The sequence below is a fragment of the Westiellopsis prolifica IICB1 genome, assembly GCF_004323185.1.
GTDB lineage: Bacteria > Cyanobacteriota > Cyanobacteriia > Cyanobacteriales > Nostocaceae > Pelatocladus > Pelatocladus prolificus_A.
In genome coordinates, this window is sequence record NZ_NAPS01000002.1 from 1,678,460 (window position 1) to 1,680,613 (window position 2,154).

The 2,154-nt window shown below is 43.1% G+C and carries 3 protein-coding genes and 1 riboswitch; all 3 genes read left to right on the forward strand.

The window, feature by feature from the left end:
• Window positions 1–51 precede the first annotated feature (51 nt).
• Window positions 52–852, forward strand: coding sequence for a type 1 glutamine amidotransferase (locus B4U84_RS21585; RefSeq protein ID WP_131120524.1), 801 nt, complete (start codon window positions 52–54; stop codon window positions 850–852).
• A gap of 26 nt (window positions 853–878) precedes the next feature.
• A riboswitch (cobalamin riboswitch) is annotated at window positions 879–1,018 on the forward strand.
• Window positions 1,019–1,050: 32 nt separating this feature from the next.
• A complete protein-coding gene (locus B4U84_RS21590; protein ID WP_131120525.1) occupies window positions 1,051–1,491 on the forward strand; it encodes a DUF1636 domain-containing protein in 441 nt (146 codons plus the stop codon).
• A 460-nt stretch (window positions 1,492–1,951) separates the two neighbouring features.
• On the forward strand, window positions 1,952–2,154 hold a 203-nt coding region (locus B4U84_RS21595), incomplete at its 3' end, for a transposase family protein (RefSeq protein WP_131121025.1).

Here is a 2,154-nt window from a genome sequence, read left to right on the forward strand (position 1 = left end):
CCCAATCCCCGATCCCCAATCCCCGATCCCCAATCCCCGATCCTTAAAATTATGAAAGAACTGACTATTGGTTGGCTATATCCGACGCTGATGAGTACCTATGGCGATCGCGGTAATGTTATCGTCTTAGAACGCCGTTGTCAGTGGCGGGGATATAATGTCAAGGTTTTGCCTTTAGATCAAAATGCGACAGCAGATGAGATCAAATCTGTAGATTTAATTGTGGGTGGTGGCGCCCAAGACCGTCAGCAAGAAATTGTTATGCGTGATTTGCAAGGTGCAAAAGCAGAAGCAATGCGCGAAAAAATTGAAAATGGTACTCCTGGCGTTTTTACCTGTGGTTCACCTCAACTTTTGGGACACTACTATGAACCAGGATTTGGACAACGCATTCAGGGTTTAGGCATATTGGATATAGTCTCAGTGCATCCCGGTGAAAATGTCCGGCGCTGTATCGGTAATTTAGTGGTGGAAGTCACAGCTACTCGTCTAGCGCGGGATCTCCAAGAAATGATCGGTAGCAAACCATACCTAATTGGATTTGAAAATCATGGTGGACGTACTAAATTAGGTAAAGTCGAAGCACTCGGACGGGTGGTGCATGGCTTGGGCAACAATGGTGAAGATGGTACAGAAGGTGTATTTTATCAGAATGCGATCGCAACTTATTCCCACGGCCCTTTGTTACCAAAAAATCCGTTTGTGGCAGATTGGTTAATTCAAACAGCATTGAGGTTGAAGTATCAACAGCCTATTACTCTATCACCTATAGATGACACCTTAGCAATGCAAGGACGACAAGCAATGTTTAAGCGGTTGCAAGTAGATTTGCCAACACCTACCAAAGCTTAACGGCGTGTTGCTTCAATAAATTTCGGTTAAGATCAAAAACATTCGGTTCTAGTGGGGAGCAGTCACTAGAGGTAACGGGGAAAGTCCGGTGGAAATCCGGCGCTGTCCCGCAACTGTGAACTTAACAAAAGTAAGTCAGGATGCCCGCCGAAGTTGATTTTAAGTTGATTTCACTTGTAAAATATCTGCGAGGCACAGATGACCACAGCTACAAATACTTCTGCAATTTCTACACATAACAATACTCAGCAACCCTCTCATACTCTATTTGTGTGCAGAACTTGTGCTAGCGTCTGGCAAGATGGTAAACGAGTTGGTGAGAGTGGTGGACAAAAGTTATTAAATCAGCTTCAGGAATTAGCTCAAGATTGGCATCTCAAAGATAATTTTCCGATTCAAGAAGTAGAATGCATGAGTGCTTGCAGTCATGCTTGTGTTGTCGCCTTCGCTGGTTCTGGAAAATTAACTTATCTGTTCGGAGATTTACCAGTAGATGATAGTGCAGCTGCCATTCTCGAATGTGCCAGCAAATATTATGATAAACCTGACGGTTTGTTACCTTGGTCAGAACGTCCCGAACCTCTTAAAAAAGGTATTTTAGCAAGAATTCCTTCGTTATCTTCAATTTCGGAGTTTTAAATCAAGTTTGGGAGTTTTAAATCAAGTTTGGGAGTTTTAAATCAAGTTTGGGAGTTTTAAATCAAGTTTGGGGGTCAGAAATTAGCTTCACAAGTTATAAAACAATACGCTTGGTGTTAAGGCTAGCACTCTATGTCAAAGTCATCGCGTAGCGTGTCGCTTTGCGACTGGTGTGGCTTGAACTCTAAGAGTGTCAATCATTAGACTTGTTGCACGAATACAAAACTGACCCTCATCCCCCAGCCCCTTCTCCCAAAATTGGGCTACGGTGTACACACAAGTCTTATAAAGTTGCCTAGTGGCGTTTTGATCCCCCCTAACCCCCCTTGAAAAGCAGGGCTGTTTCATTCTTGGAAGAAAAATGATTCAATCGAAACTGAGGTAACAAACTTAAGCGAGGGTGCGGCTACGCCGCACCCAAGCGCTAATCAGACTTTCGACAAATTGTCCGGGGGTATCTATGACAGCAGGCTTGATTGAAGAACTCAAAAAAATTAAAGATTTTCGCACCAAAAAGGGACAAAGACATCCATTGTGGTTTGTGTTGTTGCTAGTAATCATGGGAACAATGAGTGGTTGTCTTGGTTATAGAGGGTTGGGAGATTTCGTCAAACGGCATAAACAATCTTTAATTGAAACATTCGAGATACCTAAACAACGAGT

Bases quoted from the DNA above. Each gene is read 5' to 3' on its own strand.
- B4U84_RS21585 (WP_131120524.1), top strand. From the start codon at position 52: ATGAAAGAACTGACTATTGGTTGGCTATATCCGACGCTGATGAGTACC.
- B4U84_RS21590 (WP_131120525.1), top strand. From the start codon at position 1,051: ATGACCACAGCTACAAATACTTCTGCAATTTCTACACATAACAATACT.